The 25,172-nt window shown below is 37.9% G+C and carries 29 protein-coding genes and 1 other annotated feature; of the genes, 24 read left to right on the forward strand and 5 right to left on the reverse strand.

Annotation, left to right across the window (positions count from 1 at the left end):
- Positions 1–3 precede the first annotated feature (3 nt).
- From ppk1 to C7E02_RS00615, 11 genes are all read left to right on the forward strand, one after another.
- Positions 4–2,085: a polyphosphate kinase 1 gene (gene ppk1, locus C7E02_RS00560; protein ID WP_105308530.1), complete on the forward strand. Its 2,082-nt coding sequence runs from the start codon at positions 4–6 to the stop codon at positions 2,083–2,085.
- Between the two features lie 92 nt (positions 2,086–2,177).
- Positions 2,178–2,428, forward strand: a binding site (T-box leader).
- 135 nt (positions 2,429–2,563) lie between these two features.
- Entirely contained in the window at positions 2,564–3,586 is a 1,023-nt protein-coding gene (locus C7E02_RS00570; protein WP_105308531.1) for an ABC transporter substrate-binding protein, read from the forward strand.
- A 14-nt stretch (positions 3,587–3,600) separates the two neighbouring features.
- Positions 3,601–4,479, forward strand: coding sequence for an ABC transporter permease (locus C7E02_RS00575; protein ID WP_022279086.1), 879 nt, complete (start codon positions 3,601–3,603; stop codon positions 4,477–4,479).
- Complete coding sequence (locus C7E02_RS00580; RefSeq protein ID WP_005339276.1) at positions 4,472–5,245, forward strand: ABC transporter ATP-binding protein; 774 nt, start codon at positions 4,472–4,474, stop codon at positions 5,243–5,245. Before C7E02_RS00575 ends, C7E02_RS00580 begins: the two co-directional genes overlap by 8 nt.
- Before the next feature lie 46 nt (positions 5,246–5,291).
- A complete protein-coding gene (locus tag C7E02_RS00585) occupies positions 5,292–5,810 on the forward strand; it encodes a deoxyuridine 5'-triphosphate nucleotidohydrolase (RefSeq protein WP_029731653.1) in 519 nt (172 codons plus the stop codon).
- A gap of 167 nt (positions 5,811–5,977) precedes the next feature.
- Positions 5,978–7,339 (forward strand): spore germination protein, encoded by a 1,362-nt coding sequence (locus C7E02_RS00590; RefSeq protein WP_005339277.1) that lies wholly within the window; start codon positions 5,978–5,980, stop codon positions 7,337–7,339.
- A 243-nt stretch (positions 7,340–7,582) separates the two neighbouring features.
- Complete coding sequence (locus C7E02_RS00595; protein WP_105308532.1) at positions 7,583–8,458, forward strand: DegV family protein; 876 nt, start codon at positions 7,583–7,585, stop codon at positions 8,456–8,458.
- A 279-nt stretch (positions 8,459–8,737) separates the two neighbouring features.
- Positions 8,738–9,232, forward strand: coding sequence for a translation initiation factor IF-3 (infC, locus tag C7E02_RS00600; RefSeq protein ID WP_005333055.1), 495 nt, complete (start codon positions 8,738–8,740; stop codon positions 9,230–9,232).
- A gap of 40 nt (positions 9,233–9,272) precedes the next feature.
- Positions 9,273–9,470 carry a 50S ribosomal protein L35 gene (rpmI, locus tag C7E02_RS00605; protein ID WP_005333054.1) on the forward strand — a complete coding sequence of 66 codons (198 nt, stop codon included), beginning with the start codon at positions 9,273–9,275 and terminating at the stop codon, positions 9,468–9,470.
- A gap of 37 nt (positions 9,471–9,507) precedes the next feature.
- Entirely contained in the window at positions 9,508–9,864 is a 357-nt protein-coding gene (gene rplT / locus C7E02_RS00610; protein WP_005333053.1) for a 50S ribosomal protein L20, read from the forward strand.
- A gap of 173 nt (positions 9,865–10,037) precedes the next feature.
- Positions 10,038–10,580: a cysteine hydrolase family protein gene (locus C7E02_RS00615; RefSeq protein WP_022279088.1), complete on the forward strand. Its 543-nt coding sequence runs from the start codon at positions 10,038–10,040 to the stop codon at positions 10,578–10,580.
- A gap of 2 nt (positions 10,581–10,582) precedes the next feature.
- Here the strand turns inward: C7E02_RS00615 and C7E02_RS00620 are convergent, their stop codons facing one another.
- Positions 10,583–11,062, reverse strand: coding sequence for an S-ribosylhomocysteine lyase (locus C7E02_RS00620; protein ID WP_022279089.1), 480 nt, complete (start codon positions 11,060–11,062; stop codon positions 10,583–10,585).
- A 168-nt stretch (positions 11,063–11,230) separates the two neighbouring features.
- On the opposite strand from C7E02_RS00620, the gene C7E02_RS00625 reads away from it, so the two are divergent.
- On the forward strand, positions 11,231–11,872 hold the full coding sequence (locus C7E02_RS00625; protein ID WP_105308533.1) for a histidine phosphatase family protein: 642 nt from the start codon (positions 11,231–11,233) through the stop codon (positions 11,870–11,872).
- 336 nt (positions 11,873–12,208) lie between these two features.
- Here C7E02_RS00625 and C7E02_RS00630 read toward each other — a convergent pair whose 3' ends face one another.
- Positions 12,209–13,075, reverse strand: a complete 867-nt coding sequence (locus C7E02_RS00630) for a patatin-like phospholipase family protein (protein ID WP_105308534.1) — start codon at positions 13,073–13,075, stop codon at positions 12,209–12,211.
- A 323-nt stretch (positions 13,076–13,398) separates the two neighbouring features.
- On the opposite strand from C7E02_RS00630, the gene C7E02_RS00635 reads away from it, so the two are divergent.
- From C7E02_RS00635 to C7E02_RS00645, 3 genes are all read left to right on the forward strand, one after another.
- Positions 13,399–15,033, forward strand: a complete 1,635-nt coding sequence (locus C7E02_RS00635; protein ID WP_105308535.1) for an ABC-F family ATP-binding cassette domain-containing protein — start codon at positions 13,399–13,401, stop codon at positions 15,031–15,033.
- Between the two features lie 301 nt (positions 15,034–15,334).
- A complete protein-coding gene (truA, locus tag C7E02_RS00640; RefSeq protein ID WP_022279092.1) occupies positions 15,335–16,072 on the forward strand; it encodes a tRNA pseudouridine(38-40) synthase TruA in 738 nt (245 codons plus the stop codon).
- A 1-nt stretch (position 16,073) separates the two neighbouring features.
- The gene (locus C7E02_RS00645; RefSeq protein WP_105308536.1) at positions 16,074–16,535 is read left to right on the forward strand and encodes an acyl-CoA thioesterase; all 462 of its coding nucleotides are present in this window, start codon (positions 16,074–16,076) and stop codon (positions 16,533–16,535) included.
- A gap of 34 nt (positions 16,536–16,569) precedes the next feature.
- Here the strand turns inward: C7E02_RS00645 and C7E02_RS00650 are convergent, their stop codons facing one another.
- Together C7E02_RS00650 and C7E02_RS00655 are read right to left on the reverse strand one after the other, a co-directional pair.
- Entirely contained in the window at positions 16,570–16,854 is a 285-nt protein-coding gene (locus C7E02_RS00650; RefSeq protein WP_022279094.1) for a hypothetical protein, read from the reverse strand.
- Positions 16,847–17,212, reverse strand: a complete 366-nt coding sequence (locus C7E02_RS00655) for a hypothetical protein (RefSeq protein WP_022279095.1) — start codon at positions 17,210–17,212, stop codon at positions 16,847–16,849. Before C7E02_RS00655 ends, C7E02_RS00650 begins: the two co-directional genes overlap by 8 nt.
- 154 nt (positions 17,213–17,366) lie before the next feature.
- Between C7E02_RS00655 and C7E02_RS19345 the strand changes: the two genes are divergently transcribed.
- From C7E02_RS19345 to C7E02_RS00695, 9 genes are all read left to right on the forward strand, one after another.
- Complete coding sequence (locus C7E02_RS19345) at positions 17,367–17,540, forward strand: hypothetical protein (RefSeq protein ID WP_005339299.1); 174 nt, start codon at positions 17,367–17,369, stop codon at positions 17,538–17,540.
- A gap of 295 nt (positions 17,541–17,835) precedes the next feature.
- Complete coding sequence (locus tag C7E02_RS00660) at positions 17,836–18,474, forward strand: Uma2 family endonuclease (protein WP_105308537.1); 639 nt, start codon at positions 17,836–17,838, stop codon at positions 18,472–18,474.
- A gap of 247 nt (positions 18,475–18,721) precedes the next feature.
- The gene (locus tag C7E02_RS00665; RefSeq protein WP_158682953.1) at positions 18,722–19,891 is read left to right on the forward strand and encodes a MalY/PatB family protein; all 1,170 of its coding nucleotides are present in this window, start codon (positions 18,722–18,724) and stop codon (positions 19,889–19,891) included.
- A 60-nt stretch (positions 19,892–19,951) separates the two neighbouring features.
- Positions 19,952–20,797 (forward strand): transporter substrate-binding domain-containing protein, encoded by an 846-nt coding sequence (locus C7E02_RS00670; RefSeq protein WP_105308539.1) that lies wholly within the window; start codon positions 19,952–19,954, stop codon positions 20,795–20,797.
- 18 nt (positions 20,798–20,815) lie between these two features.
- A complete protein-coding gene (locus tag C7E02_RS00675; protein WP_105308540.1) occupies positions 20,816–21,520 on the forward strand; it encodes an amino acid ABC transporter permease in 705 nt (234 codons plus the stop codon).
- A gap of 9 nt (positions 21,521–21,529) precedes the next feature.
- Positions 21,530–22,264 carry an amino acid ABC transporter ATP-binding protein gene (locus C7E02_RS00680; protein WP_105308541.1) on the forward strand — a complete coding sequence of 245 codons (735 nt, stop codon included), beginning with the start codon at positions 21,530–21,532 and terminating at the stop codon, positions 22,262–22,264.
- A gap of 71 nt (positions 22,265–22,335) precedes the next feature.
- Entirely contained in the window at positions 22,336–23,157 is an 822-nt protein-coding gene (locus tag C7E02_RS00685) for a BtpA/SgcQ family protein (protein WP_242978713.1), read from the forward strand.
- A 4-nt stretch (positions 23,158–23,161) separates the two neighbouring features.
- Entirely contained in the window at positions 23,162–24,085 is a 924-nt protein-coding gene (locus tag C7E02_RS00690) for a ribokinase (protein WP_105308542.1), read from the forward strand.
- 106 nt (positions 24,086–24,191) lie between these two features.
- Positions 24,192–24,686, forward strand: a complete 495-nt coding sequence (locus C7E02_RS00695; protein ID WP_105308543.1) for a MarR family winged helix-turn-helix transcriptional regulator — start codon at positions 24,192–24,194, stop codon at positions 24,684–24,686.
- A gap of 87 nt (positions 24,687–24,773) precedes the next feature.
- Here the strand turns inward: C7E02_RS00695 and C7E02_RS00700 are convergent, their stop codons facing one another.
- Positions 24,774–25,055 carry a chorion class high-cysteine HCB protein 13 gene (locus C7E02_RS00700; protein ID WP_105308544.1) on the reverse strand — a complete coding sequence of 94 codons (282 nt, stop codon included), beginning with the start codon at positions 25,053–25,055 and terminating at the stop codon, positions 24,774–24,776.
- Between the last annotated feature and the right edge of the window lie 117 nt (positions 25,056–25,172).

The following is a 25,172-nucleotide window of genomic DNA, read 5'->3' on the forward strand; positions in this document are numbered from 1 at the left end:
AAAATGACAAATGAAACGATATTTATGAATCGGGAATTATCCTGGCTGAAATTCAATGAAAGAGTGTTGGAAGAAGCAGAAAGTGAGAAAAATCCGCTCTGTGAACGACTGACATTTGCATCAATTTACCAGAGTAATCTAGATGAATTTTTCATGGTGCGTGTAGGATCTTTGATTGATCAGATGATTGTTTCGAAAAATGTAAAAGACAATAAGACTGGAATGACAGCAAAAGAACAGATTCAGGCAATCCTGGCACGGGTCGCAAAGCTGAACCGCAGAAAAGATACAGTCTATGAAAATCTGATGGATGAAGTTGCACAGGCAGGGATTCGCCTTGTGGATTTCCGTAAAATTGGCAAAAAAGAAGGAAAATATCTGGAACAGTATTTTGATGCAGAGATTGCCCCGCTCATTTCTCCAATTGTTGTCGGAAAAAGACAGCCGTTTCCATTTTTGAAAAATAAAGGTATCTATGCAGTTGTCGTACTGGAGAAGAAAAACGGAAAAGAAAAACTTGGAATTATTCCGTGTAATTCCGGTGTATTCCCGAGACTTGTGCAGGTGCCGGCGGAAGAAGAAACGTACATGCTGGCAGAAGAGCTGATCCTCCACTTTATTTCGAAAGTATTCAAAGGTTATTTTGTGAAGGCAAAATCTCTGATCCGCGTAACGAGAAATGCGGATATAGATGCAGATGCGTTGTATGATGAAGATTTGGATTACCGCGATTTTATGGAAGGAATCATCAAGAAAAGAAAGCGTCTGCTTCCGGTAAGAGTGGAGTTTTCCAGAGAACTGGATGGAGATATCGTGGATAAGATCTGCGAGTATCTGGATCTGGATGGCAAATATGTATTCCGTGGAAGTTCACCACTTGATCTGTCTTTTGTATTTCAAATCCAGGACAGCCTGCGCAATCATCCGGAATTGTTCTATGAGAAACGAGTGCCTCAGAAGTCTACACAGATTGACAGCAAAAGATCGATTCTGGAGCAGATCAAGGAGAAAGATAAATTATTGTCTTATCCATATGAGAGTATACGTCCGTTTCTAGATATGCTTTCTGAGGCTGCAAATGACGATGAAGTTGTATCAATCAAGATGACACTGTATCGTGTCGCAAAGCAGAGCAAGGTCGTGGAAGCTTTGATCGATGCGGCGGAAAATGGAAAAGAAGTATTGGTTCTTGTAGAGTTAAAAGCAAGATTTGATGAGGAAAATAATATTGAATGGTCAAGAAGACTGGAAGAGGCTGGTTGTACAGTCATATATGGTCTGGACGGATATAAGGTTCATTCAAAATTGTGTCTGATTACAAAAAAGACGAATGGAAAAATCGAGTATTATACACAAATTGGTACTGGAAATTATAATGAGAAGACAGCAAGACTGTACACAGATCTGTCTCTTATGACGTATGATCAGGAGATTGGTGAGGAGGCAGCAGCAATCTTCCAGGCATTATTTATGGGAGAAACGGTTCAGGTCAGCAAAAAACTTCTGGTAGCGCCAAATTGTCTTCAGAACCGATTACTTGATATGATCGAGGAAGAGATCCGTCATGCAAAGAGAGGAGAAGAAGCTTATATCGGTGTGAAAATGAATTCTCTGACTGATAAAAAGCTGATGGATAAATTGATTGAGGCATCTCAGGCAGGCGTGGAGATAGAACTTATTGTACGTGGAATCTGCTGCCTTATCCCGGGAGTGGAAGGGTATACAGAAAACATCCGGGTCATCAGTATTGTAGGACGTTTTCTGGAACATTCCAGAATTTATATATTTGGAAAAGAAGAAAGACAGAAAATTTATATAGCATCTGCAGACTGGATGACGAGAAATACGGTACATAGAGTCGAAGTGGCGGCACCGGTGGAAGATCCGGATCTGAAGCTGCGTCTGAACGAGATGTTTATCACGATGCTCAGTGACAATGTACAGGCAAGAGAACTGAAAAGTAACGGAAAATATACGAGATTACAACCGGGAGAAGAGGCACCGCTTAATTCACAGGAGTTCTTCTATGAAAGTGCATATGAGGCATTAGAAAGTCAGGAGAAAAATAAGATTATTTTGCAATAGATACGAAAAATACTGAAGAATTGCAAAAAAAGAACTTGACAAAACAAGTTTAACACGTTAAAGTATAGAACATAAATAAAAACAAATATTTATAGAAACCGTTGAGAAAGAGAAGTAGATGATTTGACGAAGTTTCAGAGAGCGGCAGGTGGTGTGATTGCCGTACTAAGTGGATAATCGAATGGACTTTCGAGGGCAGCCGGAAATTCTGAATACAGAAGATTATGGTTTGTCGGGAACCGAACCCGTTATCAATCAGGAGTGTATGTTAGTACATGAGAAAAGTGGACATTATGTCAAGTTGAGTGGTACCGCGATAATAGATAATATTACCGCCTCAAACAGTTTGTTTGAGGCGGTTTTCTTTATATCCAGATAAATCCCTCAGAACATTTTCTCTCCTAACAAGTGGTCAGTCGGCTGGCGATATGCAGACTGCAGACAGGAAAAATTTAAACAAAGAAAAGGAGACAAAATTATGAAGAAAAAATTAGTAGCAGGATTATTAACAGGAGCAATGATGGCAGCATTACTGACAGGATGTGCAGGATCCGGAAGCGACAAGAGCAGTGATGCAAAAGAAAGTTATACGATCGGAATTGAACAGTTTGCAGAGCATGATTCCTTAGATAATTGCCGGGAGGGATTTTTACAGGGACTGGAAGAAGAAGGAATCAAAGAAGGAGATAACCTAAAAGTTGAGACGAAGAATGCAGCAGCAGATATGGGAACAGCAGGACAGATTTCCGATAGTTTTGTATCTGATAAAGTAGATCTGATCTGTGCAATTGCAACACCAAGTGCACAAAGCGCATACAACGCAGCAATGGATGCTGGAATTCCGGTCATTTATACAGCAGTTACAGATCCGGTTGCAGCAGAGCTTGCATCAGAAGATGGAACCCCGGCAGGGGAGGTGACAGGAACATCTGATAAACTTCCGGTAGAAGAGCAGCTTAAGATGATCCGTGAGATGCTTCCGCAGGCAAAGACGATCGGAATCATGTATACAACAAGTGAGGCAAATTCTGTATCAGCAATCAAAGAATATGAAGGCCTTGTAGGTAAATATGATTTTGAACTTGTGACAAAAGGAATTGCAACAACTGCAGATGTTTCTCTCGCAGCGGATGATCTTTTAAGTAAAGTAGACTGCATTACAAACCTGACAGATAATACAGTTGTTGCTTCTCTTCCAACGATACTTGAAAAAGCGAATGACAAGAAAATCCCGGTATTCGGAAGTGAGATTGAGCAGGTAAAGATCGGATGCCTTGCAGCAGAGGGAATCGATTACATTTCTCTTGGAAAACAGACTGGTAAAATGGCAGCCCAGGTATTGAAGGGTGAGAAAAAAGCATCAGAACTTAATTTTGAGACAATTACAACTCCAGGATTCTATGTGAACAATAAAGTGGCAGAGAACCTTGGAATTACAGTTCCAACAGATCTTTCAGACAATGCAGTAGAAGCATTTGACGAGATCACACAGAGCAAGTAAACGGAGGCATTTTCATGAATCTTATCGTAACCATATTAGAACAAGGTCTTATCTATGGAATTTTATCACTTGGACTTTACATTACATATAAAATACTGGATTTTCCAGATTTGACAGTAGACGGAAGCTTTCCACTGGGGGCGGCTGTAACAGCAGCCCTCATTACAAGAGGAGTGAATCCATATCTGACGCTTCCGGTGGCATTTGCAGCCGGTGTGCTGGCAGGTATCTGTACAGGGCTTATCCATGTAAAATGCAAAGTACGTGATCTTCTGTCAGGTATTATTATGATGACAGCTCTGTGGACCATGAATCTGTATATTGCAGGAACGGCAAATGTACCGCTGTTTTCACAGCAGAGTATTTTTAAAAATGATTTTATAAATGGACTTCCGTCAGGAATAAAACCATATATGACTCTGATTCTGATTCTGGTTCTGACGATAATCTGTAAAATCCTTCTGGATCTTTACATGCAGACAAAATCAGGCTATCTGTTAAGAGCAGTAGGAGACAATCATGTGCTTGTAACTTCTCTTGCAAAAGACCAGGGAAATGTAAAGATTCTCGGACTTGCTATTTCAAATGGACTTGTCTCTCTGGCAGGCTGTGTATTTGCTCAGGAGGAGCGAGTGTTTGAGATTTCTATGGGAACAGGAGCAATGGTCATTGGACTTGCGAGCGTCATCATTGGAACGAGTATCTTTAAAAAGATTTCATTTGTGAAGACAACAACGGCAGTTCTGGTTGGCTCGATTATTTACAAAGCATGCGTGGCAGTGGCAATTCGTAACTTTGAGCCACAGGCAATGAAGCTTATTACAGCAATATTATTTCTGGTTGTTCTTGTAATCAGCATGGGTGGAAAGAAGAAGGTGAAAGGAAATGCTTGAATTAAAAGGAATTTCAAAGTATTATAATGTAGGATCCGTCAATGAGATGTGTCTTTTTCAGGACTTTAATCTGAATATTGAAAAAGGAGAATTCCTTTCCGTAGTCGGAAGCAATGGTTCCGGAAAGACTTCCATGTTGAATATTATCTGTGGAAGTATCCCGGTTGAGTCTGGACAGATTCTGATCGGGGATACAGATATTACAAAAGAAAAAGAATATAAGAGAAATAAAAGAATTGGCCGTGTTTATCAGAACCCGTCCATGGGCACGTGTCCGAGTATGACAATTCTGGAAAATATGGCACTGGCAGACAATAAAGGAAAATTATATGGTCTTGGACGTGGGACGAATAAAGCTCGGATAGAATATTACAGAGAGCAGCTTGCCCAGCTTGGTCTCGGACTGGAAGATAAGATGGACGTGAAAGTCGGTTCTTTATCCGGAGGTCAGAGACAGGCAATGGCACTTTTAATGTCCACTATGACACCGATTGAATTTCTGATCCTTGATGAACATACAGCAGCACTGGATCCAAAGACGGCAGAGCTGATCATGCAGCTCACTGATAAGATTGTAAAAGAAAAACAATTGACAACGATTATGGTCACACACAATCTGCGCTATGCAGTAGAATATGGGAATCGCCTCGTGATGATGCATAATGGTCACATGATACTGGACAAAAAAGGCAAAGAGAAAGAAGATATGGCAATCGATGATATTCTTACCTTATTTAATGAAATCAGTATTGAATGTGGCAATTAATACGGGAGATTTCAAAAAAATGTAAGGGAAAAAAGGAGAACATATGATGGCAAAGAGAATCGCACAGTTTCACAAAGTAAGTTTTGAACAGTTCGCAGAAGGATTTCAGGACACCTTCGGAGAAATGAAAGAAGGGGAATTAAAGGAAATCTATCAGTCAATCAAGCTTCCGAAACGTGCAACGGCCGGATCTGCCGGATATGATTTCTATACACCGATCCCGATTGTGCTCGCACCAGGGAAAACAGTAAAGATTCCGACTGGAATCCGTGTGGAGATGCAGGAAAACTGGGTGTTAAAATGCTACCCGAGAAGCGGACTTGGATTTAAGTACCGTCTGCAGCTTAATAATACGGTAGGAATTATCGATAGCGATTATTTTTACTCAGACAATGAAGGACACATTTTTGCAAAACTTACGAATGATTCCAATGAAGGAAAGACTGTAGAACTGGAAGCAGGAAGTGGGTTTATGCAGGGAATCTTTGTGGAATACGGAATTACAATGGATGATGATGTAACAACTGTGAGAAATGGCGGGTTCGGAAGTACATCCCAGAGATAATTAGAAGGATTACTGAAAATGTCAGGGCATCAAGTATGATACTGCAAGTTTCAGACATACTATTATCATAGATTTTGACTTATTATTACTTTTCAAGATATACCGATTAACAGATGAAACAACGAAAAGAAAATGTAAGTAGAATTTTAGAAGATGAGGGTAAATGTATGGCTGACAAGACAAAAGTTTTTTCAAAAAGAGATAAAAATGTAGACTATATGAATCAGATGCTGCCAGTAGAAGACAGTTTTGATATCGTTCAAAGGGATATACAGATTGGAGGAAAAGACGCTACATTTTACTTTATAGATGGTTTTACGAAAGATGAGTCTATGTTAAAAATCATGGACTCTTTTTTTAATATCAAAGAGGAAGATATGCCAAAGGACGCAGCGGCGTTCGCAACGACCTGCATTCCCTATGTGGAAGTGGACGTGATCGGGGATTTTGATCAGATTTTCCGGAATCTTTTGTCAGGAGTCACGTGTTTGTTCATTGACGGATATCAGGCTTGCCTTGCCATCGACTGCAGAACATATCCGGCGAGAAGTGTGGATGAACCGGACAAGGATAAATCTCTTCGTGGTTCCAGGGACGGGTTTGTGGAGACAATCGTATTTAATACCGCCCTCATGCGGCGGCGTATCCGTGACCGGCATCTTGTTATGAAAATGCTGGAGGTTGGAGAAAGTTCCAGAACGGATGTGGCACTTTGTTATATGGAAGACCGGGTAGATCAGGAACTTTTAAAGAATTTAAATTACCGAATCCGGGATATCAAAGTGGATGATCTTCGCATGAATCAGCAAAGTCTGGCAGAGTGCCTGTTTAAACGGAAATGGTACAATCCATTCCCGAAATTTAAATTTACAGAGCGGCCGGATACCGCGGCTGCCTGTCTGCTGGAAGGGAAAGTCGTGATCCTGGTGGACAATTCACCGTCTGCAATGATTCTGCCAACGTCAATTCTGGATATTATTGAAGAAGCAAATGATTATTATTTTCCGACATTGACGGGCATGTATTTGAAAATATCCCGGGCGCTTATTACATTTCTGACCATCTTTCTGACACCAGTGTTTTTGTTATTTATGCAGAATTTGAGCTGGCTGCCGAAAATTTTTGCATTTGTGGCGGTAAAAGATACCGTCAACATTCCGCTTATTTTTCAGCTTTTGATGCTGGAAGTGGCTATTGATGGTCTGAGGCTTGCAGCGCTGAACACCCCGAGCATGCTTAGTACGCCTTTGAGTGTGATTGCCGGTCTTGTTATGGGAGAGTTCTCCGTGAAGTCCGGATGGTTTAACGCAGAAGTCATGCTGTACATGGCATTTGTGGCAGTTGCGAACTATACGCAGCCTAATTTTGAGCTTGGATATGCGTTAAAATTTATGAGACTGGAATTACTGGTACTGACTGCGGTATTTAACTGGATTGGATTTCTGGCAGGAACGGTGATTGTGATCTGCAGCATCTGCTTTAACAAAACGCTGTCCGGACGGAGTTATTTGAATATCAGATTGAATTAAAGCATTAGAATTGTGTGAGATAGCCTCCAGCAGGATTGCAGGGGGGCACAGTAGAAGTGTGTCATGCAATTGCATGACGCGCACCTCGCAGCAAGAATGCTGAGGCATTCTTGAAGTTAATAGCAAGTTAATAGAAAATATAAGAAAAATTTTGCAACCTTCCTATAAACATGGTATGATATTGCATAGGTGAATATAGCATTTATACACTGCCAAAAAGCGGTTATATAAGGAGGACTTGCGATGAGCGACTATATTATTACTGTAAACAGTACCGTAGATACAACGAGAGAATGGCTGACCGAGAGAGGCGTGCCGTATATTCCGTTGAAATATACAATTGATGGACAGACATATTCGGATATGGAAGGTCTGTCTTCAAAAGAATTCTTTGACAAATTAAGAGAAGGAAAAATGTCTACTACTTCCCAGATCAATCCGGACGAAGCACGTGAGGCGTTGGAGCCATATCTGAAAGAAGGAAAAGATATTTTGCATCTTTCATTTTCATCTGGATTAAGTGGAACATGCAACAGTATGAAAATTGCGGCAGAGGAACTTCAAGAGGAGTATCCAGAACGTAAGATTATTGTAATTGATACACTGTGTGCATGTCTGGGAGAGGCGTTACTTCTATATTATGTATTAAAACAAAAGGAAAACGGGGCGACGATTGAGGAGGCTGCAAAGTGGGCAGAAGAGAATAAGCTTCATATTTGCCATGATGTAACAGTGGATGATCTGAATCATCTGCATAGAGGCGGACGTGTGTCCAAGACAAGTGCTGTACTTGGAACAATGGTACAGATTAAACCAATCATCATTATGGATGATAATGGATGTCTGAAAGTAGTTGGCAAAGAGCGTGGCAGAAAGAAGTCTTTGAACAAGATCGTAGACATGGCCGCAAAGCAGGCGGAGAGATATGAAAATGAGATCATAATGATCACACATGGCGATTGCCCGGAAGATGCAGAGTATGTTGCAAAAAGAGTTCAGGAAAAAATGGGAATCCAGAACATTTATATTAACAATATCGGAACTGTTATCGGAGGACATACCGGTCCGGGTGTTGTAGCAGTATTCTGTATGGGAGATAAAAGAGAAGTAAAGCTGTAAGGTCAGCATAGGAAAGTGTTGAAATGTCAAAAAGTCAAAAATATTTCAGGAAAAGTCAAAAAAGTTGTTGACACTACAGGATTGATGTGTTAATCTATCACTTGTGTGAAAGAAAAACAAAGTAGAGTATCCACTCTCACCATAGCACAATCGGGTGACTATTGGTCAGATATTGAGCTGATAACCATAACAGGATTATGATGCAGATATAAGTGGATAGTCTCGAACTATTCACTTATTTTATTTTTATGATGGGGGTGCACGACAATTAGCGATTTAATGATTAACGGACAGATCAGAGACAAAGAAGTAAGAGTAATTGCAGAGAACGGAGATCAGTTAGGTGTAATGCCGGTTAAGGAAGCCATGAAACTGGCTCAGGAAGCTGAATTAGATCTGGTCAAGATTGCTCCAAAGGCTCAGCCACCTGTATGCAAGATTATCGACTATGGTAAATACAGATATGAGCTTGCAAGAAAAGAAAAAGAGGCTAAGAAGAAGCAGAAAACCGTTGAGGTGAAAGAAGTAAGAATTTCACCTAACATTGATACCAACGACCTGAACACGAAGGTAAACAATGCAAAGAAATTTATCGCAAAAGGAAACAAGGTAAAAGTTACATTACGTTTCCGTGGTCGTGAGATGGCACATATGCAGCAGAGCAAGCATATTCTTGACGATTTTGCCGAGATGCTGGCAGAGGTTGCAGTAGTAGAGAAGCCGGCCAAACTGGAAGGTAGAAGTATGAGCATGGTTTTAACTGAAAAACGTTAAAAATAATTACATGTAATTTCATTAAAGGAGGAACTATATCATGCCAAAAATTAAAACAAGCAGAGCAGCAGCAAAGCGCTTCAAAAAGACAGGTACAGGAAAATTAAAAAGAAATAAAGCTTACAAGAGCCATATCTTAACAAAGAAGTCTACTAAGAGAAAGAGAAACTTAAGACACGCTACAATCGCAGACGAGACAAACGTAAAGAACATGAAGAAAATCTTACCATATTTGTAAGATTTTCAGCAGATAGATTGAAGGAGGAAAATAAGACATGGCAAGAATTAAAGGCGGACTTAACGCTAAAAAGAAACACAATAGAACTTTAAAATTAGCAAAAGGATACAGAGGAGCACGTTCTAAACAGTACAGAGTTGCAAAACAGTCTGTAATGAGAGCTCTTACATCTTCATATGCAGGAAGAAAACAGCGCAAACGTCAGATGCGTCAGCTCTGGATTGCTCGTATCAACGCAGCAGCCAGATTAAATGGACTTTCCTACAGCAAGATGATGCACGGACTTAAAGTTGCTGGTGTAGATATCAACAGAAAGATGCTTGCAGAGATGGCTGTTAATGATGCAGAAGGATTTGCAACACTTGCAGAGCTTGCTAAAAGCAAAATCGCTTAATTAAATTAAGAATACTTATTTGAATAAGAATAAATCAGAGGACAAGATGTATATATTTTGTTCTCTTTTTTTTGTTTTTTTATCTACAACTGCACTTGCATTATTCACAAAGATTATATAATATAGAAAATAGAGAGCAAAATGTCGAAAAAAGTATTGGAGGGTTATAGATTATGAAGATATTAGTCGTAATTGACATGCAGAATGATTTTATTGACGGTGCGCTTGGAACAAAAGAAGCTCAGGCGATTGTGCCAAAAGTGGCAGAGAAGATCAAGAATTTTGATGGAAAGGTGTTCTATACCCGTGATACACACGATGAAAAATATCTGGAGACACAGGAAGGAAAGAATCTTCCGGTTAAACATTGTATCCGTGGTACAGATGGATGGAAACTGACTCCGGAAATTGATGTACTCTGTGAAGGAGATATTTTAAATAAATCATCATTTGGAAGTATTGAACTTGGATTTAAGCTGAATGATTACAGAAGTAATCTTCGTGTCATTAAGAATGAAAGAGTGGAGAGTATTACACTGATTGGTGTCTGTACAGATATTTGTGTGATTTCTAATGCAATGATTCTTAAAGCCTTCTTCCCGGATAAACCGATTATCGTTGATGCAGCATGCTGTGCCGGATCAACACCAGAAGGCCATAAGAATGCACTGGCAGTCATGAAGACATGTCAAATTCAGATTGAAAATGAAGAATAAGATTATTCAGGATAGATCAATCTTTCATCAGTAATATCGTTCAGGACTTCGGCCAGATACTTTTTGGAAAGGTATTTGGCCATTCCTAAATTCTGATCCAGGTAGTTGCCACAGTCACGGGCAGCGGCACCAGGAATATCGCCTTCGAATTCAGCGATAAATGTAAACATACGCTTCATTAGAGGAACGATGTCGCGAGACTTGTATTCACCTGCAAGTACAAGGTAGAAACCAGTACGACAGCCCATAGGTCCGAAGTAGATGTCTTTTTCACCGAATTCCGGATCGTTTCTGAGGAATGTTGCGCCAAGGTGTTCCATGGTGTGCATCTCTGCAGTGTTCATAACAGGTTCGCGGTTCGGGGCAGTCATACGAAGGTCAAAAGTTGTAACCGGATTGCCTGCAACATAATCTACGCGAGATACGTAGACTCCAGGTAACAGTTTCAGATGATTTATGGTGAAACTTGTGATTTTTTCCATAATAAAATACTCCTTTTCATTGTGATTTATTGTATTGGAACATTAGAATATGCATCAATACAATAATATCAGTATAACATCTGGCAGATAGATATGCTAGAAAAATGCGAGATTGAAATGCAAAATTTGTTTTTGCAAAATAGAATTTTAGGGAACAGGTGACAGATTATGAAGTTATATTTAGTCAGGCATGGACAGACAGACTGGAACAAAGAAAAAAGACTACAGGGACAGGAAGACATTCCGTTAAATGATTTTGGAAGACATCTCGCGAAAGAGACAGGGATCGGTCTTCGCAATGTCAGATTCGATCTTTGTTTTTCAAGTGATTTAAAAAGAGCACTGGAGACGGCTAATCTGATTTTAGATGAAGGAAGCAGTAAAGTTCCAATTATTATGGATAAAAGACTGAAAGAAATTGCCTTTGGTGAATGGGAAGGAAAAAGTGTAGCAAGAAACCAGATGGAAGTTCCGGACGAATTCCTGAAATTCTACGATGATCCGGAACATTTTGCAGGAGCACCGGGTGGAGAATCCTTTGCAGAAGTAAAAGAACGTACAGATGATTTCCTTAAATGGCTTGTAGGACAGGAAGAATACGAAGATAAAAATATTCTTTTGGTCACACACGGAGTTGCGCTGGCAACATTACTCAATAATATAAAAAAAGCACCATTATCCGAACTTTGGGCTGGCAGCATTCATAAAAACTGCGCAGTCACAGAAGTAGAGATCAAAGACGGAGAAATGCAGATACTGTCCGAAAATCAGGTATATTACGAAGATGAGGTGCCGGATTGGGCGCAGTAGAATAGTGTGAAAATATAAATAGAATCCCAAACCATAGCGTCTTGAACACGAAGGATTTTCCGGCATCAGTTGCGTCGTTTATTTTTTCGTGAATATGTAAACTCGCCTAAAAACAGGCTCAGACAGTACATATTCACGAAAACTCTACTCACTGATGCTCGGAAAATCCTTCTACCGTTCAATCCATTATAGTTTGGGATTTTTAATTCTCATCACTACTCTGACGATTAGAAGAATTTTGGTATATATTTGTTTAATTCACTTAAAAAGTTAGTAGCACACAGATATTTAGAATTCAAGAATGCCATAGTCCAGGCTTATTATTTACAAATAACACTATATTTCTAAATACCTCATCAGATTCTCATAGTTCCGCTTCATAAGGTGATATCCATGTTCGTAAAATTCTCTTAGAACGTCACAGTCCTGCTCCAGTCTTGATACGGTTGGGACGAGTGGCCGCAGTACGAAAATCCGTCCTTCATGTTCTAATTTTTCGATGAGCTCCATTTCTTTGTTATACATATAATTCCGGCGGATCATAGTCTTGACAGCCTCCGGATATTTGCCATAAGCGCGGCGATATAACTTTGCCATGCCTTTTGTCATTGGCTTTTTGCGATATCCCGGATTGCGAGTCAGAATCACAACAATCTTCGCATTGTTCTGATGCAATGCATGTCGGATTGGAATGGAATCTGCAAGTCCGCCGTCCAGATAAGGTACATCGTCAATATTAACCATAGGACACAGAAGAGGCATGCTGCTTGATGCCCGGCAGATACGCAACAGTCTGTCAAAATCTTGTGTTTCAATCATATATTCTGCTTTTCCGGTAATGCAGTTCGTTGTGACCTGCTCGCAGACCACGCCTTGTTCACAGGATTTCTGAAATGTTTCGAAATCAAATGGAAAGATTTCGCGTGGGTACTTGTCAAAAACCATGTCCATATCCAGAAGACTCTTTTCACGCATGAAATCACGAAGATTATTGTGATAGTTGTATTCTTTATCTTCCACAATCATACAGTTCCGTGTACGCCCAATTTGTTTTGACACGTAATCCACGGCATTACATGCTCCTGCAGAAACACCAATAACGTGGGAGAGATAAGTATCCTGTTCCATAAGATAATCTAAAATTCCCGAAGTGAATACACCTCTGGTGGCACCGCCTTCCAGTACGATTGTTGCATTTATCATAATCAACACCTCTTGTTTTGTAATAATTCGATAATAGTTTTCGGTGAAACATGATTCAAAGGCAGGGATTCCTGACTTTGGAAACATTTTCTAAGTGATATTATATAACGAAAAATAGAATCATGAAAATGCCTTTTTACAAAAAATCAGTTAAAAATGCAGGAAGTAGATAAAAAAGCAGTAAAAAGATGCGACGGAAATAGAAAAAGTGCGTAAAGTGCCGAAAAACAGTGGTTTCCCGGCTTGCTATTTTGACGTATCTTTGGTAAGATATTCTTCGTATGAGCTAAGACGTGATTGATAGATAAAAAGGAGCAAATATAATGATCAGTACAAGTAATATTACATTACGAGTTGGAAAAAAAGCATTATTTGAAGACGTTAATATTAAATTTACAGAAGGGAACTGTTATGGTCTGATTGGTGCCAATGGTGCAGGTAAGTCTACATTTTTAAAGATTCTTTCCGGACAGCTTGAGCCGACCAACGGAGAAGTCATCATCACTCCGGGACAGAGACTTTCATTCTTACAGCAGGATCACTTCAAATATGACGAGTATCCGGTTCTTGATACAGTTATGCTTGGAAATGCGAGACTGTACGACATTATGAAAGAAAAAGAAGCAATCTATGCAAAGGAAGATTTTACAGACGAGGACGGTATCAAGGCAAGTGAGCTGGAAGCAGAGTTTGCGACCATGAATGGCTGGGAAGCAGAGTCTGATGCAGCAACATTGTTAAATGGTCTTGGAATCGGAACAGAACTTCACTATGAGATGATGAAGAACTTAAATGGTCCTGAGAAAGTAAAGGTTCTGCTTGCACAGGCATTATTTGGTAATCCGGATATCCTGCTTCTCGACGAGCCTACGAACCACTTGGATCTGGATGCGATCGCATGGCTTGAGGAATTTTTGATCAACTTTGAAAACACAGTCATCGTTGTATCACATGACCGTTATTTCCTGAATAAAGTCTGTACACAGATTGCAGATATTGACTATGGTAAGATTAAGCTCTATGCCGGAAACTATGACTTCTGGTACGAGTCCAGCCAGCTTCTCATCCGCCAGATGAAAGAGGCGAACAAGAAGAAGGAAGAGAAGATCAAAGAGCTGCAGGAATTTATTTCAAGGTTTAGTGCAAATGCTTCAAAATCCAAGCAGGCTACTTCAAGAAAGCGTGCATTGGAGAAAATCCAGCTTGATGATATCCAGCCATCCAGCCGTAAATATCCATACATTGATTTCCGCCCGAACCGTGAGATTGGAAATGAAGTATTAACAGTAGAAGGACTGAGCAAGACCATTGACGGAGAAAAAGTATTAGACAACATTTCTTTTACATTGGGACATGATGATAAAGTCGCATTTGTCGGAAGCAACGAGCTTGCCAAGACAACACTGTTCCAGATCCTTATGGGAGAGATGGAGCCAGATGAGGGAACATACAAATGGGGCATCACAACTTCTCGGGCATATTTTCCATTAGACAGTGGAAGTGAGTTTGAGAATGATTATTCAATTGTAGACTGGCTGACACAGTACTCTGAAGAGAAAGATGCGACTTATGTACGTGGATTCCTCGGACGTATGCTTTTTGCCGGAGATGACGGAGTAAAGAAAGTGAAAGTTCTGTCCGGAGGAGAGAAAGTGCGCTGCCTGTTATCCAAGATGATGATTTCCGGTGCAAATGTACTGATTTTTGATGAGCCTACGAACCACTTGGATATGGAAAGCATCACTGCACTGAACAATGGAATGACAAAATTCCCAGGTGTCATTCTCTTCTCATCAAGAGACCACCAGATTGTTCAGACAACTGCAAACCGTATCATGGAAATTGTTCCGGGCGGAAAGATGATTGACAAGATAACAACATATGACGAATATCTGGAAAGTGATGAGATGGCAAGAAAACGTCAGACATACACAGTCCAGAATGACGACGAAGACTAAAAAGTAAATTTAATATGTAGAGATGAAAAGACTGTAACTTGTAAGATTGAGTTGCAGTTTTTTTGTATCATAGTGAGAATTGCATTTTCTATTATATCAGCTAGGAGATGACTCCCACTTCTATAGGCGGTAAGAAATAAGCTGGTTTCAGTGGTGGGAGTCAATCCCCCCAGCTGATGGAGGCATTCATGAAAAGAAACCTCAACAGGCTCTTTTATTATATGATGGAATTTGTTATACTAAAATCGTATGATGATAGGATAAAATATCATTACAGTTTAAATACAGGGAGTATAAGATTATGAGAAATATAAAAATTACAATTGAATATGATGGCAGCCGTTATCAAGGCTGGACAAGACTTGGAAAAGATGAATCTAACAACACAATATCTGCCAAGATTATTGATGTATTAGGGAAAATGACTGGTGAAAAGAATATTGAGCTGAATTGTGGCTGCCGTACAGAAGTCGGTGTACATGCTTACGCACAAGTGGCGAATTTTAAGACTTCTTCTAATCTGAGTACAAAAGATATTCAGCATTATCTTAATCGGTATCTGCCAATGGATATTGCAATTACGGAAGTTGAAGAGGTTCCGGATCGTTTCCATGCCCAGTTGAATGCAGTATCAAAAACTTATGTTTACCGTATGACGATTATGGATGTTCCAAGTGTTTTTGAGCGTAAGCATACTTACCATTGCTTTAAGACACCGGATAAAAAGGCAATGCAGCAGGCTGCTCTTTTATTTATCGGAGAACATGATTTCCGTAATTTCTCTACTGCAAAGAAGAGCAAGAACACGACACGTGAGGTCTACGACATTGACATTTATGGAGATAATGAGGAAATGCAGATCCTCATTCAGGCAGACGATTTTCTGCACAACATGGCAAGACTTATGATCGGAACACTTCTGGATATTGGGTTTGGACTTCGAAAGAAAGAAGATATTGAGGCAATTTTTAACGGAGAAAAGACAGTTGGAAATCCTTGTGATCCGAAGGGACTGTATTTACAGGAAGTAGAATATTAATATGAAAGTAGAAAGCAGAAAAGTATCGGATTCCAGAGTAGAGACCGTTCATATTGTAAGACCAAACCATCTGAATGCAGCAGGACGTCTGTTTGGCGGCATGCTCATGCAGTGGATTGATGAGGTGGCTGCACTTGTGGCAAAACGTCATACCCACACAAATGTGACGACTGCAAGTGTGGATAATTTAAGTTTTTTAAAAGGAGCTTATCCAGGTGACAGTGTTGTGATCATTGGCCAGATTGTCTATGTGGGACGTACTTCCATGGACATTAAGGTGGATAGCTATGTAGAATCCATGGATGGCACAAGAACATTGATTAATCATGCTTATCTGACAGTGGTAGCACTGAATCAAAACGACCATCCGATTCCAGTGCCAAGGCTTGAACTTACAACAGAAGATGAAGCCACAGAATGGGAAGAGGCAAAACGACGCAGAGAACTTAGAAAATCACTGTAATTTTATAATGATAAAAGAGATAAGAGAGCTGGGATTATTTCCCGGCTCTCTTAGCATATCCGGAAACCATCCGGACCATGCGGTCAATCTGTGCCTGCTCTTCCTTTGATTTTCCATCTTTTAAGATTTCCAGAACAAAGGACATTTCCTCCGGAGAAAAAGTGATTCCCTTTTTATGGGCACTGCTGATCAGAGACATCATGACCGGGGCGAGTGATTTCCCGTTTTTCCCCTCTGTTTGTTTCGCAGCAAGCTTTATCAGCTCCAGTTTCACGGGATCCATATTTTTCAGTGCCGGGTGGTTCAACCATTCATTCATTGTCGAAAACTCCTTTCATAAAATCCATAGGGGAGAAACCATTTTCCCCATCGGAATCAGAATTCATAGTCTGCATCATTTCCATCATATTCATGAGATCTTCCATTTGTGACATCTGCGTCTGTTCTTCCGGGCTTAAACAGGATTTTAACTGCTCCAGGACGGAACTAGGATGGTCTGTATTTAGAAATCCATAGAAATGTTCCATCGTAGCTTTCAGTTCCGAAAATTTTATGTAGATAGCTAAGGAGCGCTGCATGGAAGCAGGTGCAAAAGGCAGCATCAGCTTTAGTGTATAAAGAGAAGAGGAAGTAACAAGCATGTCAAAAGGAGTCATTAATTTGGGCTTCTGATCCATAAGCGCTCCTTAAATTATCGTTGTAAATATATATGTGATTTGAATGGAAATTATGAAAAACGGGCATATTTTATAGTAAGAAGATATTTTAAGGTGCTAGTGGAAGTGCGTAGAAGGAAGCAATCTTAAGGCATCATATGAAAGGAGATTAAAAATGAGTAGAAAGTTGATTATAGATGGAAATGCCGTATACGAACTGGATGAAAATTGTATGCTGAAAAAGAGACTGGAAGATGTACAGACGGAAAAGAACCAGATGGAAGAGAGGAGAAGAACTCAGGAGAATTTGAACGAATATAAACGTATGCTCAGGATGCGGCAAGGATAGTTGTAACATTCGGAAAAATGTAACAGAATTGTAAGAAATCTGTAATGGCAATTCCTGAAATAGTATGGTAATCTATCGACATGCGGATGATGCTTCTTTATCATCCGCAAAATGTATCTGCAAATTTCAATCATTTCGGAGCCTAATAGTAATCAGGTAATATTCCAAAGTGGTGAATAAGTGACAATAATATGTTTATAGCAATATATCTTGAATATATTTTGAATATGAGATAATATAATTATATATTTCTTTCGGACATATTACATTTGTCAAAGAAAGGAGAACGAAGAAGATGAAAAAAGACGTAGAAAACATGATGCAGCCGGACAGAGTGGCAGAGGCAGTGACTTATCTAGCAGAGAAAAAGAAGCAGGGAGAGTATACCATCTCGGATTACTATGCCATTCCTGAAGATGTGAGGGCTGAACTGATTGATGGTGTGATCTATGATATGGCACCGCCTCTAAGCGTACATCAGTTGCTGTCGGCTAAAATACATAGATATTTAGCAAGATACATAGAGAAAAAAGGCGGATCATGTATTCCGTTTTTTGCACCAATAGGTGTGCAATTGGATAAAGATGATAAGACAATAGTAGAGCCGGATATTTTAATTGTGTGTGACAGAAATCAGATTACGAGACGTGGGATTTACGGAGCGCCGGATTTTGTGATAGAGATTTTATCTGAAAGTACAAAGAAGAAAGACTCTTACCTGAAATTAATGAAGTATCAAAATGCCGGGGTACGAGAGTACTGGCTTGTTGATCCGGAAAAGAAAAAAGTGATCGTCTATGATTTTGAACAGGAAGAAATTCCGAAAATCTATGGATTTGATACGCAGGTTCCGGTTGGAATATTCGGAGGAGAATGCAAGGTGGATTTTGCGGAAATCTATGAAGAAATCAGATTTATTTATAAGATTATATAAATAATTAGGAAAGTCATAAAAAGGTGTACGTATATGTGCGTGCATCTTTTTGCGTAAATAGATAATATTTAATTAAATAGACTGAAAAAAAAGTGTATAGAAAAAAATAATAACTAAAAATAAATATAAAAAATAAATATAAAAAAAGCAACAATAAAAATTGACAATAGACTGAAAAAATGATATATTACGTTTAACGTAGTTAATGGTTAAGGTGCTAAAAAATAAACGTGCTAAAGGAAAGGGTATGGAAATGAAGTATAATTTTGATGAGGTTATAGATCGATACGATACGAATTCGGTTAAATATGAAAATGCAAAAGAAGAAGAACCAGATTTGAAAGATGATTTTATTCCGCTGTGGATTGCAGACATGGATTTTGCATGTCCTCCAGAAGTAATTAAAGCAATGCATGAAAGATTAGATAGGAAAATTTTAGGCTATAGTGATATATTGGATTCTAAATATATGGACGCAGTTAAAAATTGGATGTATATGCATTATGAGTGGATTCCCCCAATGGATCACATGGTAATAAGCCCAGGAGTAGTTCCGGCTATATCAAATTTGATACAATTGTTGACTGATGAAAATGATAAAGTATTAATTCTTACTCCAGCTTACAAACCATTTTACAGTGCAATTGTAAATAATAAACGAATTCCAATATATTCTTCGTTAATATATGAGGATAAAAAGTATAAACTTGATTTTGAAAATTTAGAAAGACAATTACAAGATGCAAAATTATTTGTTTTTTGCAGTCCACATAATCCAACAGGAAGAATATGGACGGAAGAAGAATTAAGGAAAGTAGTGGCTTTGTGTGAAAAGGAAAGTGTTTCAATCATTTGTGATGAAATACATCAAGATATTCATAGGGAAGGAAAACAGTATATTCCATTGATGAAATTATTTCCAGAAAAAAATTATATATATACATGTACAGCACCGAGTAAAACTTTCAATATGGCAGGAAATCATTTATCTAATATTTTTATTCCGAATAATGATATTTTAAAAAAATGGTGTGACAAATTTTATTATTTACCTAATCCACTTTCAATTGCAGCAACTGAAGCAGCATATTCGAAAGGCTCGGAATGGGTAAAAGAATTAAATATGTATATTGATAAGAATTTTGAATTTATTAAAAATTTTTTTGAACGATATATGCCGAAAGTACAGTTTGAAATACCAGAAGGAACATATTTGGCATGGTTTAATATGAAAAATTATGGATTGAGTGATAAAGATGTACATGACATTTTTATTAAAGATGCCGGAGTATTTATAGAAGGTGCAGGAATGTTTGTAAAAGATGATGAAGATTGGATTAGAATGAATATTGCATGTCCAAAAGTTATTTTAGAACAAGCGTTAAATAGAATGAAAGATGCTTTTGCAAATAATTAGGGTTTATGGCGTTTGCATAAACAAAACGCATATTATATTTAATCCAAAGGAGGAAAAGAGATGAAAAAAAAGGTAGTAGCAGTATTATTAATGGTGAGTATGGTTGCGGCTCTTGCTATTGGCTGCGGAAGTAAAAAGGAAGGAGGAAGTGAAAAAAACGAGGGAACTACGGAAAAAACAAAATATGAACAAATTATGGAAAAGGGAGTTTTAAAAATTGGAACAGAAGGAACTTATAAACCTTTTACATATCATGATGATAAGGATGAATTAACAGGATATGATGTAGAAGTTGCAAAAGCAATTGGTGAAAAGATGGGAGTTAAAGTGGAATTTTCTGAAATTACTTGGGAAGGTTTATTAGCTTCAATGGATAATGGAACGGTTGATCTAGTACTTAATCAAGTGGGGGTGACTGATGAAAGAAAAGAAAAATATGATTTTTCAACGCCTTATCTTTATAGCTATATTGCATTAATTACAAAAGATGATAATAATGATATTACTACTTGGGACAGCGCAAAGGGAAAAAAGACATCCCTTAATGTATCAAGTAATTATGCAAAAATTGCTGAAAAATATGAAATGGATATTACAGCATCTGAGACATTTAGTAAGGATATCGAATTATTGTTAGCTGGAAGAACAGATTGTGTTATTAATAATACAATCGCATTTGCAGATTATTTAAATGAAAAACCAGATACTCCGATAAAAATTGTTGATGTGGATGAAAATGCAGATACAGTTGCAATACCAATTGTAAAAGGAAATGACGATTTGGTAGAAGCAGTTGATAAAGCAATTAAAGAGTTACAGGATGATGGAACTTTGACAAAATTGTCCGAAAAATTCCTTGGAAAAGATTTCTCTAGAGAGTTATCAGCAGACGAAATAAAAAAATAAAAACGAAAGGCGAAAAAAATGGATGGAAGAGTTGTAAGTATTATAACAGAATCATTTTGGCCTATATTAAAAGCTGGATTCCAATATACAATACCGTTAACATTGATTTCATTTGCGCTAGGAACATTTATTGCAGTGATTGTAGCAGTAATACGCATTTCTAAAGTAAAAGGATTGGATTTGATTTGCCGTTTTTATGTATGGGTAATAAGAGGAACACCTTTGCTTGTACAGTTGTTTGTTGTTTTCTTTGGACTACCTAGAGTGGGAATTATAATAAAACCAATTCCAGCTGGAATATTGGTATTTTCCTTAAGTGTTGGCGCTTATAGTTCAGAAATTTTTAGAGCGGCGATCCAGTCGATTCCAAAAGGACAGTGGGAGGCATCTTCATCTTTAGGTATGAGTTATATACAAACTCTTAGAAGAATTATTTTGCCGCAAGCGGTAAAAATTGCAATTCCTCCACTATTTAATAGTTTTATAGCTTTAGTTAAAGATACATCTTTAGCATCTACGATTACTGTTACAGAAATGTTTTTGGTTACGCAAAGAATTACGGCTAGAACTTATGAACCATTAATTATGTATTTAGAAGTGGGTTGTATTTATTTAGTATTTTGCACAGTGCTTAACTGGATTCAAACCTATACAGAAAATAAGTTGATGCTTACCCAGAGTGAGAAAAAGAAGGTAAAAGAAATTACAGAGGCACAAATATAGGAGGCAATTATGCTTGAAATAAAAAGGATAAATAAATATTTCGGGGATAATCATGTTCTTAAGAATGTTGATTTGCAAATCCAATCGAATAAAACGACAGTAATTATTGGCTCCTCTGGATCAGGAAAATCTACGTTGCTAAGATGTATCAATTTGTTGGAAATTCCAGATTCTGGAGTAATAAAATGGGAGAATGAGATTTTAGATTTTGAAACAAAAATTTCTAAAAGTGTATGCCAAAATTTTACAAAAAAAACGGGGATGGTATTTCAGAGTTTTAATTTATTCCCTCATAAAACAGCGATTGAAAATATAATAGAAGCACCGATTACTGTGTTGAAAAAAAGTAAAGAAATAGCCGTTGGAGAAGCAGTTGATTTACTTAAAAAAGTTGGGCTGGAAGATAAAAAAGACAGTTATCCATGGCAACTATCAGGAGGACAACAACAGCGAATAGCAATTGCAAGAGCATTGGCAATGAAACCAGAAATTTTGCTGTTTGACGAACCCACAAGTGCATTAGATCCGGAACTTGAAGCAGATGTTTTGAAACTGATTAGAGAGTTAGCAAAAGAAAATTATACAATTCTTGTAGTGACACACAATATGGCGTTTGCAAGGGATGTAAGTGATGAAGTAGTTTTTGTCGATAAGGGCGAAATACTTGCGCATGGAAGCTACGATGAATTAACGCAACTGGAAAATGAAAGAATTAAACAATTTTTAAGCTTTTTTAAAGATTAAGTCTGTAATACTCAGTAATATATTTACAAAGGTAAAACAATTACTGAGTGTTACTTTATGGAGGAATAACTATGATGAAAAAAATATTTGAGGTGCAGAAACCAATTATTGGAATGATTCATTTAAAGCCATTGCCGGGCTCACCAAATTATGACAAAAATAAATTTGATATGAATGCAATCGTAAAATATGCAGTAGAAGAAGCTAAGATTTTAGAACAGGCAGGCGTGAATGGATTACAAATAGAAAATTATTGGGATATTCCTTTTGTAAAAGGCGAAGAAATAGGATATGAAACTTGTGCTGCTATGACAGCGGCAGCTTGTGCAGTAAAAAATTCAGTTAATATACCTATTGGAATAAACGTTCATATGAATAGTGGAAAGGCAGCAATGGCAATTGCGTGTGCATCTGGAGCTAAATGGATTCGAGTTTTTGAATTTGTAAGTGCTTATGTATCTTATACAGGATTAACAGAAGGAATTGGTGGAGAAGTGGCCAGATACAGAAAAATGTTGGATGCAAAAGATATACAGCTGCTTTGTGATGTCAATGTAAAGCATGGGAGCCATTTTATAGTACATGATCGTACAGTGAATGAACTAGCTATTGATGCACAAGAACAAGGAGCTGATGGAATAATAATTACTGGATTTAGTACAGGAATAGCACCTACAAAAGAGAAGGTTATAGAAGCCAAAAATGGAATTCATTTACCGATAATTTTGGGAAGTGGTATTAATAAGAGTAATGCTGCTGAATTGTTACAGGCATCAGATGGAGCAATTGTAGGAAGTAGTTTTAAAGCGGAGGGAAAAATTGATAATATAGTTGATTTTCAAAGAACTAGAGATTTCATGAAAGAGGTGGAGAAAATTAGACAGGAGGGCTAATTTAATGGTGGTAAATAAAACTTTTGGGAAAATTTTTTGCATAGGATCAATTATTATGGACGTTTCAATTAAGTGTAAAGAATTTCCTCTTGTTGGTGAAACTGTTTATACCCCGTATTTTTATGAGATTTCACCTGGAGGAAAAGGTGGAAATCAAGCAACTGCTGCTGCTCGTATGGGCGGAAATGTTAGGATATTAGGAAGAATTTCGGATGATACTTATGGCAATGAATTGAAAATAAATATGCAGAAAAATGGAATAGATATTTCAAAATTACGAATTGATTCTAATGAAAAATCGGGAGTTGCGTTTGTTTGGATTAATGAAGCTGGATATAATAGAATTATATGTTCACCAGCGGTAAATAAGAAGTTATCAATGGAAGATATTGATAATGGATTAGTGGATTTTGAAGCGGGAGATATTTTACTTGCTACATTAGAATCTGATTTAGAATTATTGAAATATACATTTGAAAAAGTGAAAGAAAAGTCTGGAATTATTATTTTAGATCCTTCAGCAGATAAAAAAAATGAAACTTATTTATCAATTATGGGAATGGTTGACATTATAAAACCAAATGAAATTGAAGCAGAGATGTTGACAGGGATAACAATCAACGACGAGGATGAAGCAAAAAAAGCATTGGAAGTTTTAAATAAAATGGGAATAAAGTACCCGATAATATCATTGGGGGCAAAAGGTCTTGTTTATATGAAAAATAATAAAGTTTTTCATGAACAAGGTATTCCAGTGAATGCAATAGATACTACAGCGGCGGGCGATACTTTTATTGGTACATTGGCATGTGAGATTTCTAAAAGAAAAAATTTAGATGATGCAGTAAAGATTGCCAATAAGGCAGCCGCTATATGTGTCCAGCGGATGGGAGCACAAAAAGCTATTCCTTATGCAACAGAAATATAATTACAAACAATACCAACAAATCAGTTCTACTTAATAATAATTCGCTTGAAAAATAATAAGAATATTCGTAAAATAATATTAAAAGAATAGAAACGAGAAAATACTAATGGAAGATAAGAAATTTGAATTATTTTATGATGTTATGAAAGAAATGGATAAGGCATATGATTTGATGGTAGAATATGATTCCTTACCGCACAATTATGGAAATTATGTATTATATCAAGTCGAATCGCATATGATTGATTGCATAGGAAGAAATGCAGGTATTACAATTACTGAATTAGCAGATGATTTTGGGAAAACTAGGAGTGCTTGTTCACAAATGGTAAAAAAACTTCGTGATAAAGGTTGGGTTGAACAAGTTAGAAATAAAGAAAATAATAGGGTATATAATTTATTTTTAACAGAAGAAGGAATGAGCATTTTTAGGAACCATGCTCAATTTGAATACCAGTGTTATAAGCGTGGATTTGAAGGGTTGAAAGCATTTACTTATGAAGAATTGGAAATTTATTTAGCAATTCAAAGGAAAATTAATGAATCGTTTCAAAGAGATGTAGAAGAAAGTTATGATTATTTTGAAACAGACGAAAAATAATACGTCAAGAGACGAGGGAGATTCAACCGAATCTCCCTCATTTTGACTTTATAAAACAGTCTACGCAATTGCTTTGAAAGATGTGAACTAGCAGCATTCGTTGCCACAGCCGCATCCACCGCAGCCACCACATCCGCCACAGCCATTTCCAAGTCCGCCACAGCAGATGAGTAATAAGATGATCCACAGGCAACTGTCATTGCCATATCCGCCACAGCCATTGCCACATCCGCCACAGCAGATGAGTAATAAGATGATCCACAGGCAGCTATTATTTGCAAATCCGCAATCATTACCGCATCCGCAGCTATTTCCTCTTCTTCCGTCATCGCATCCACAGCCACAGTTTGTTGCGCTTAAATCGCTCATGTTGATTCCTCCGCATAAAGAATATTTACACTATATCCTATGTCTGGAGGGGAAATGTGTGAATAAATTATATCTTTTAATATTACGCATTATATTAGATTTTGCAGGAAAGCTGTG

Origin of the sequence: Dorea sp. Marseille-P4042, assembly GCF_900290215.1 — a bacterium.
GTDB classification, from domain to species: domain Bacteria; phylum Bacillota; class Clostridia; order Lachnospirales; family Lachnospiraceae; genus Dorea; species Dorea formicigenerans.

Bases quoted from the DNA above. Each gene is read 5' to 3' on its own strand.
- ppk1 (WP_105308530.1), top strand. From the start codon at position 4: ATGACAAATGAAACGATATTTATGAATCGGGAATTATCCTGGCTGAAA.
- C7E02_RS00570 (WP_105308531.1), top strand. From the start codon at position 2,564: ATGAAGAAAAAATTAGTAGCAGGATTATTAACAGGAGCAATGATGGCA.
- C7E02_RS00575 (WP_022279086.1), top strand. From the start codon at position 3,601: ATGAATCTTATCGTAACCATATTAGAACAAGGTCTTATCTATGGAATT.
- C7E02_RS00580 (WP_005339276.1), top strand. From the start codon at position 4,472: ATGCTTGAATTAAAAGGAATTTCAAAGTATTATAATGTAGGATCCGTC.
- C7E02_RS00585 (WP_029731653.1), top strand. From the start codon at position 5,292: ATGGCAAAGAGAATCGCACAGTTTCACAAAGTAAGTTTTGAACAGTTC.
- C7E02_RS00590 (WP_005339277.1), top strand. From the start codon at position 5,978: ATGGCTGACAAGACAAAAGTTTTTTCAAAAAGAGATAAAAATGTAGAC.
- C7E02_RS00595 (WP_105308532.1), top strand. From the start codon at position 7,583: ATGAGCGACTATATTATTACTGTAAACAGTACCGTAGATACAACGAGA.
- infC (WP_005333055.1), top strand. From the start codon at position 8,738: ATGATTAACGGACAGATCAGAGACAAAGAAGTAAGAGTAATTGCAGAG.
- rpmI (WP_005333054.1), top strand. From the start codon at position 9,273: ATGCCAAAAATTAAAACAAGCAGAGCAGCAGCAAAGCGCTTCAAAAAG.
- rplT (WP_005333053.1), top strand. From the start codon at position 9,508: ATGGCAAGAATTAAAGGCGGACTTAACGCTAAAAAGAAACACAATAGA.
- C7E02_RS00615 (WP_022279088.1), top strand. From the start codon at position 10,038: ATGAAGATATTAGTCGTAATTGACATGCAGAATGATTTTATTGACGGT.
- C7E02_RS00620 (WP_022279089.1), bottom strand. From the start codon at position 11,062: ATGGAAAAAATCACAAGTTTCACCATAAATCATCTGAAACTGTTACCT.
- C7E02_RS00625 (WP_105308533.1), top strand. From the start codon at position 11,231: ATGAAGTTATATTTAGTCAGGCATGGACAGACAGACTGGAACAAAGAA.
- C7E02_RS00630 (WP_105308534.1), bottom strand. From the start codon at position 13,075: ATGATAAATGCAACAATCGTACTGGAAGGCGGTGCCACCAGAGGTGTA.
- C7E02_RS00635 (WP_105308535.1), top strand. From the start codon at position 13,399: ATGATCAGTACAAGTAATATTACATTACGAGTTGGAAAAAAAGCATTA.
- truA (WP_022279092.1), top strand. From the start codon at position 15,335: ATGAGAAATATAAAAATTACAATTGAATATGATGGCAGCCGTTATCAA.
- C7E02_RS00645 (WP_105308536.1), top strand. From the start codon at position 16,074: ATGAAAGTAGAAAGCAGAAAAGTATCGGATTCCAGAGTAGAGACCGTT.
- C7E02_RS00650 (WP_022279094.1), bottom strand. From the start codon at position 16,854: ATGAATGAATGGTTGAACCACCCGGCACTGAAAAATATGGATCCCGTG.
- C7E02_RS00655 (WP_022279095.1), bottom strand. From the start codon at position 17,212: ATGGATCAGAAGCCCAAATTAATGACTCCTTTTGACATGCTTGTTACT.
- C7E02_RS19345 (WP_005339299.1), top strand. From the start codon at position 17,367: ATGAGTAGAAAGTTGATTATAGATGGAAATGCCGTATACGAACTGGAT.
- C7E02_RS00660 (WP_105308537.1), top strand. From the start codon at position 17,836: ATGAAAAAAGACGTAGAAAACATGATGCAGCCGGACAGAGTGGCAGAG.
- C7E02_RS00665 (WP_158682953.1), top strand. From the start codon at position 18,722: ATGGAAATGAAGTATAATTTTGATGAGGTTATAGATCGATACGATACG.
- C7E02_RS00670 (WP_105308539.1), top strand. From the start codon at position 19,952: ATGAAAAAAAAGGTAGTAGCAGTATTATTAATGGTGAGTATGGTTGCG.
- C7E02_RS00675 (WP_105308540.1), top strand. From the start codon at position 20,816: ATGGATGGAAGAGTTGTAAGTATTATAACAGAATCATTTTGGCCTATA.
- C7E02_RS00680 (WP_105308541.1), top strand. From the start codon at position 21,530: ATGCTTGAAATAAAAAGGATAAATAAATATTTCGGGGATAATCATGTT.
- C7E02_RS00685 (WP_242978713.1), top strand. From the start codon at position 22,336: ATGATGAAAAAAATATTTGAGGTGCAGAAACCAATTATTGGAATGATT.
- C7E02_RS00690 (WP_105308542.1), top strand. From the start codon at position 23,162: ATGGTGGTAAATAAAACTTTTGGGAAAATTTTTTGCATAGGATCAATT.
- C7E02_RS00695 (WP_105308543.1), top strand. From the start codon at position 24,192: ATGGAAGATAAGAAATTTGAATTATTTTATGATGTTATGAAAGAAATG.
- C7E02_RS00700 (WP_105308544.1), bottom strand. From the start codon at position 25,055: ATGAGCGATTTAAGCGCAACAAACTGTGGCTGTGGATGCGATGACGGA.